The 7,132-nt window shown below is 47.3% G+C and carries 2 protein-coding genes and 1 pseudogene; all 3 read right to left on the bottom strand.

Annotation, left to right across the window (positions count from 1 at the left end):
* Positions 1-169 precede the first annotated feature (169 nt).
* A complete protein-coding gene (locus AC9UEY_RS05350; RefSeq protein WP_509538808.1) occupies positions 170-3,364 on the bottom strand; it encodes an ATP-dependent helicase in 3,195 nt (1,064 codons plus the stop codon).
* Complete coding sequence (locus AC9UEY_RS05345) at positions 3,361-6,459, bottom strand: ATP-dependent helicase (protein WP_509538805.1); 3,099 nt, start codon at positions 6,457-6,459, stop codon at positions 3,361-3,363. The genes AC9UEY_RS05350 and AC9UEY_RS05345 overlap by 4 nt, the downstream gene beginning before the upstream one ends.
* A 94-nt stretch (positions 6,460-6,553) precedes the next feature.
* A pseudogene (locus tag AC9UEY_RS05340) lies at positions 6,554-7,132 on the bottom strand (translational GTPase TypA); the annotation flags it as partial.

Genomic DNA, 7,132 nt, shown 5'->3' with positions numbered 1-7,132 from the left:
TGGAACTCACTTGTAACGCACAACTCATATCCATCATGGGGTGCAAAAATACAATTTGATTACATTCTTAGCGACACATTACAGCCAGACCAGTTTGAAGCTCTTCCTACCGTTGTTACTGGAATGAGTGATCACTTACCAATTAGTGTACGTATCAATTAAGGCGCTTCTAAGCCTGGTCGATAGAGCTAATTAACTTAATCAAGGCTGCTTCATCCAAAAGATCTGCTGGCTGATCAGTAACCCCCGTTGGCACGTAATGGAATGCCGCAGAAATCTTAGAAATATCGCAGCCAGATAACTTCGCCCACGCCAAGCGATACATCGCCAACTGAACTTGGGCCGACTTACCTAACTGCTTTGAACCTGTCTTCCAATCCACCACCTGGAAACCATCTCCATCAGCATAAATAGCATCAATGCGACCACGGATTAACACGCCAGCAATGGTTGTTTCAAAGGAAACTTCAACCCGAGCAGGCGTGCGATTGGCAAAGGTGCTCTTTAACCAGGAAGCCTTTAGATCTTCTAACTTTGAGTCATCATCCAGTGGATCTAGGTAATCTAAGTACTCGTCGCCAAACAAGGTAGCTGCTTCTGTGAATTGGCGTTCAACCCATAAGTGGAAGGCGGTACCGCGACGAGAGTATTGATCTTGACCACGTGGCATTGGGCGGCGAATATTGAGTGCAAGCTCTTGTGGGTTCTCATGCAAAGCAACTAGCGTTGATGTGGACATGCGAGATGGCAACGCAACCTCAACCACATCTATCGCACGCTTTTGTTGCTCGGTAATCAAACTATGAGCGTCCATGATCCAGGAGTTCACTTCACCATCTTGTGAATCAATCAGCGGGTGAACATCAGAGGCATTTACTAATTCAATTGCCGCATCGAACTGTGCCCGCTTGTCCCCTAGGTAATCTCGTGGCCACACAGCGGTCAATGGATTTTCAAGAGTTGGGTTTTCAACTCCATCCTCAGGTGCTGCAATATCTGAGATTAATCGTCCGCCGTGTGCACTTGCTGCACCTGCAATAAGTGTGAAGATGTTAGATGGTGAAACAGATTTAGATCCATCACGCCACCAAGAGGTTGTGCAGATCAAGTGTGTTCGTGCACGGGTAACTGCGACATATGCCAATCGCATTTCCTCGCGCATTTTGATCTTATCCACGCATTCAGATGCAAAAGCTTTAATCACCTTACTTGCATCACTGTTCTTAGTAATGCCATCTAGAGTGAAATAAGGAAGCTCATGGGCATCACCGCGCAGTGCAAATGGCACATGCTTTTCATTCTTTAACCAATTATCTGGATCGCTTCTGTTTACGCCAGGGAAAGTGCCTTCAGATAATCCAGGCACTGCCACAACATCCCATTCGGCGCCCTTTGCCATGTGAACTGTAAGGATTTGAACCACATCCGTGCGTACTTCAGGGGCTCCAACCTTTAAGCCACCTTCTTCATCTGATGCAACATCTAACCAATCCAAAAAGGCAGAAACAGATCCACCGCTGCGTTCAAACTTTGATGCCTCATCCAAGAAACGATCTAAGTGTCGGCGACCTGTCTGTGAACCTTCACGCAAGGTAATTTCAGATTCAAGTGTTAGGTAGTTTTCAATCTCTGTTGCTAAATCAGTGATTTGCCCCCCGGCGCGTGAGCGTAAACGTCGAAGATCTTGCGCAAAAGTAACCAGACGCTGATATCCAAGATCGCTAAAGCCACTCTTCTTAGCCGTTGTGATTTCATCTAGCGCATCGATGATGGAGCCAGAGAATTGATCATCTGCTTCTAATTGATCAGGATTTCCGGCAGCGATCTTTTTGATAAAGCTCTTTGAGTCGGCATGCGTTGCCTTTGCGCGCTCTCGACTAAATGTGCCAAGTGCTGCAATATCTCGAGGTCCTAAATTAATTCGTGGTCCTGTTAAGTGGCGCATCAAAGATGAGCCTGCATCAGGATCGGTAATGATCTTCATGAGAGTCACAACATCTGCAACCTCTGGAATGTGGATCAAGCCACCAATACCGATTACTTCGACCGGTAAACCTTGTTCACGTAGAGCATTTTCAATACTTGCTATTTGACTGCGCTTTCGCACCAAGACGGCAAAAGATTTATTGTCATCTGGATTCCAGAGCGTTTTAAAGTATTCACCAATTGCTTGAGATTCGGTTTCAACAGTTTCATAAATACCGTAGGCAAGTTCGCCTGCGCCAGCGCCTGTGCGTGCCTCAAGTTCAACAACTTGTTGTCCGCCATCAGCTTTGATTTGCGCGCTAATTGCATTTGCTGCATTCAAAATGATTGTGTCGTTACGGAAAGTTGTTGGAAGGGAGAACTGCTCTATTCCTGTTTGCCCTTGCACCTTTGGGAAGTACTTATTAAATGAGGCCATAGTGCCGGCTGATGCTCCGCGCCAGGTGTAAATAGCCTGAGATGGGTCTCCCACAGACATAACTGGATGGCCTGCCCCATAGAGTGAAGAGAGCATGCGCACCTGAGATTGAGAAGTATCTTGATACTCATCCAGTAAAACAACGGTGTATTTGCCGCGCTCTAAAGCGCCCACATCTTCAAAGTTTTGCGCAATATCTGCAGCCAACGACATCTGATCATCAAAAGATAACTCGCCGGCAGCTTTGCGGCGTTCCATAAATGTTTCAACTATGGGTAGCAAAGAATTACGTTGCTGCATAGCACGAGCAACTGCGCGAGTATCTTCATTTGTGCTGCCACCAAGCAATTGCAACTTCTCAAGCATTTCGTTGCCGATAGCTTCAATATCTGATGCTTTGACTTGGTGCTCTAACATCAACTTAGAAAGTCCGAGCAAATCCTTAATCACGGTACTCACCGCGCTGTCATTGCGATAGGAATCATCTGCCCAGTTGCGCACAACATCTGATGCAATCTGCCAGATTGCTGCTTCTCCCAGTGGATCAGCATCAGCATCAATTCCATAACGGATTGCATGTTCACTGAGTAACTTGCCTGCATATGAGTGATAGGTAGTAACTGCAGTGCTAGTTGATGTGATGTGTTTGAACTCTGGTAATTGCGATAGTTGACGCAAACGCTTACGAATACGAACAGAGAGTTCACCAGCAGCCTTGCGGGTGAAGGTAAGACCCAAGATTTGATCGGGTGTGGCAAAGCCATTGGCAACCAAATACAAAACACGATTACTCATTGTCTCTGTTTTGCCAGAACCAGCACCTGCGATAACGACGGCAGGCTCTAGACCGCTACTAATAATGGCTGATTGATGCTTGGTAATCGGTTTGATCTGTGAACCAAACTTGGGATGTGCCTGAAGCTTGGCGATGATCTCTTCAGGTGTGTACTTCGCGCTCATTCGATCACCGCCCGTCCATCACTTTGAACAGGGCAGGATTTCCTTACTGGGCAGCCTTTACAGCGCTTATTGACTGTTGCAAAGAAGGTTGCAGCTCCCATGCCTTCACCAATAGTTTCAATAGTTGCCTTTGTCTCTTCGACATCGATTGCATACTGCTGGCGAATCGATGCACCAGCACTGCCAGTACCCAAATACACAAGTTCTGCTCCTGCGGATTTATTACCATCAGTAAATCCGCCCTCATGGACGCCCAGCTGATAACTAGCAAGCTGCAAATTCTTCTTGGCATCTTCTTTGCTAATAGCCGTATTGCCTGTTTTAAAGTCAATGATGAACAAAGATCCATCAGCTTCTACTTCAAGACGATCCACAGTTCCAATAATGCGAGCACGACCCAACTTCACATCAAAACGTAATTCAGCACCCTTTACTTCGCGCTTTGTTTCCTTGTGGTACTCCACAAACTTTTCAAGCATTGTCACTGCAGATTCCAGGTGGGACGCACTGACCCATCCACTGTCAGGATCAATCAACTTCCATGACTTTTCCAAAGATTTGATTAATTGCTCACGGCTTGTGCCGGGCTCTTGCACCATCTTTGCCGCAAAAGCGTGGATAGCAGAACCTAAAACTTGTGCAGTGCTGTCGCCATCTGAGCCACCATTGTTTTGCAAGAACCACTTCACACCACATTCCACAAAGGATTCAGTCCCCGATGGTGAAACAACGACCTCTTTGTCAGGATCAATAACAGGTGCATCAGTACTAAGTGGGACAGAGCCAATCCAGCTTGTCGGGTTTGCTAGATAAATGCCTTCAGCACTCATCGCCTTTAATAACGCAGCAGCCTCTTTTGCTTTCGGACCAGCTAATTGGGCACGAAGTTCTGCTACCAATGCAGGAGCGGTAATAGGACGAGGAACATCGGTTAACACATGTTCCTCATCATCGGTTTTGTTGACCATGACTTCGATTGCTTCAAAGAACTGTGACGGTTCTTCATCTTCGCGCTGGACTGCAGTAACGAAAAGTGATTGCTGGGCGCGGGTTAGGGCCACATGGAATAAGCGCTGCTCATCCTGCATCAGACCATTAGCTGCAATGACATCTAGCTGGTCACGTGGAATATCAGGGTTGCGCTTTCTTTCAACCAAGCGCTCTGCACCTAACAATGATGATCTCTGCTTCAGGTTAGGCCAAGTGCCCTCTTGTAAACCTGCAATTGCAACAACCTGCCATTGACGACCCTTTGCGCTATGAACGGTAAGGATCTCCACAAAATCTGGGCGAACACCTTTGGCGGTAATAACATCTCCTGCAATGTCCTCATGTGCAACCTCATTAATGAAGGCTGCAGGACCAGACAAAGGGAAGCGTTCTGAATAACGCGTAGCAGATTCAAACAACTGCATCATGGCATCAAGATCTCGATCTGCAGCTGCCCCACGAACGCCAGGACGTAGTGCTTGGTTACGCCAAGCAACAGATAGTTTCTGGCCATCACTTGTCACTGCGTTGTCCCAAATAAACCACAACAGATCATCTGCCAGCGCAGTCTTATTGCGAGCAATCGCCTTTGCACCTTTTAGCAATGCATGGACACGCAGCACGCTGTCCGCACCTTCAATAAACAATTCTCCATCATTAATCGCATCAAGAAGGAGCTGTGTGCCTGAGCGCTCATCACCTTCAGGACGGGCTGTGATCATCGCCCGGCGGATTCGGCGCAATGAAATTGAATCTGCGCCACCAAACTCTGAAAGCAGCAAGCGCTCTGCCGTATCTAAATTAAGTGATTGTGCACCGATTGCAACACGTGCCAATAGAAGGAATGGTGTGATAGCGGGGTTGCCAGCTAGTGCTTGTAGCTCTGATGCAACTGGGATGCCTACCTGTGAAAATGCACGACGCAAAGCAGATGCTTGAACACCCGGAGAGCGCAAGATAACTGCCATGTCACTGTAAGAAACCCCTTGTCGCAAATGAGCACTACGGAATTGATGAGCAATAAAGGCTGCCTCTTCCGCGCCAGATCTAAAGCGGTGAACCCCAACGAAACCGACACTTTCTGCCACACACGTGCGCTTGCGGGTTACCGGTGATCCTCGGAATCCTTGAACATATTCATGTCCAACTTCAAAGATTGCTGGTGAATTTCGATACACACGGTTTAGAACAACTTCCTTTGCCCGATAAGGATCTAAAGCAGCAGCTAATCCATCGGGATCTGCTCCACGAAATCGTCCAACGGCGCTATCGGCGTCCGCGCAGATGATTACATCGTTACCAGCAAGCAACACCAATAGTTCGCGCTGTGCTGGATCACTTTCCTGAAACTCATCAACCATGATCGTTGTGAATCGATTTCGTAGTTGATCCAACAAATCAGTGTTATTGCGCAAATGAATAGATGCACGAGAGACTAACTCAGAAGGGTCAATACGTAACTTTGCATCTTGTGCGCTGAACTCGCGCATGATCATAGAATTGGTATATCGCTTCCAGAAAGCAGCCGCCGCCTCCCAATACTTTTCACCCTCTTGCTTGCCAAACTTTGCTAACTCATCGGCATCGATTCCGCGCTCTGATGCACGCAATATCAAATCTCGTAGTTCGCGAGCAAAGCCATTGGTAGTTAACGCCTTATGCAGATCTTCAGGCCATTCTTTAAAACCATCGTCGATGTCACCTTGCAGTAATTCGCGGATATAACTTTCTTGTTCTGGACCACTGAGCAAAATCGGATCAGGATCACCCTTTGCCTTCATCTTCAAGATTGAAAAAGCAAGTGAGTAGAATGTTCTGGCCAATGGCTCAAACATTGTCTTGGTTGTGTGCAGCGCAATTGCATCACGAAGTTCGGATGCTCGCTCGCGACCATAGGTCAGCAGCAATATCGAGTCTGGATTTTGTCCCTCGCCAATTCGAGCAAGGGCAGCTTCAACTAAAACAGTTGTCTTGCCTGTACCTGGTCCGCCTTGAACGACAATGGGGCAACCGCGGTGTGCGACAACGGATCTTTGCTCAGCATCTAGAGCAGCAGGGGCAGGCTGAAGTACCTGTCGTACAAGGCTGAATGGCTGCTTACTCACAGTCGTAATTCAACCGTAATGGACTGACGAATCAGGGATGTGAGCATAAAAAAGCCCGTACCAAGTGTTTGGTACGGGCTTCTTGTAAAACTCTTTATGCGTTCAGGTTCGCCTTCTTCTGACGAGAAGTAGCACGTGCGCGCTCGTCACCGTTTAGAACAACCTTACGGATGCGAACAACAGCAGGCGTTACTTCAACGCACTCATCTTCGCGACAGAATTCAAGAGCACCTTCCATGTTGAGCTTCTTAGGCGGAATCAAACGCTCTGATTCATCAGTTCCTGAAGCACGCATGTTTGTCAGCTTCTTTTCACGAACACAGTTAACATCCATGTCATCGTTGCGAGAGTTCTCGCCAATAACCATACCTTCATACACTTCATCGCCTGGTTCTACGAAAATAGTTCCGCGATCTTGTGTTCCATACAATGCATACGATGTAACTGTTCCCATACGGTCTGAAACAAGTGATCCAGTTGCACGAGTACGGATATCGCCGTGCCATGCTTCATAACCATCAAAGACGTGGTGGAGTAAACCAGTTCCGCGAGTTTCAGTTAAGAACTCAGTTCTAAAACCAATAAGTCCACGTGATGGAACCTTGTAATCAAGACGGACCCAACCGGTTCCGTGATTAACCATTTGCTCCATGCGACCCTTACGAAGTGCCAT

The sequence above is a fragment of the Candidatus Planktophila sp. genome (genome assembly GCF_040402275.1).
Lineage (GTDB): Bacteria > Actinomycetota > Actinomycetes > Nanopelagicales > Nanopelagicaceae > Planktophila.
This window is presented reverse-complemented; position numbering and strand designations above follow the sequence as displayed.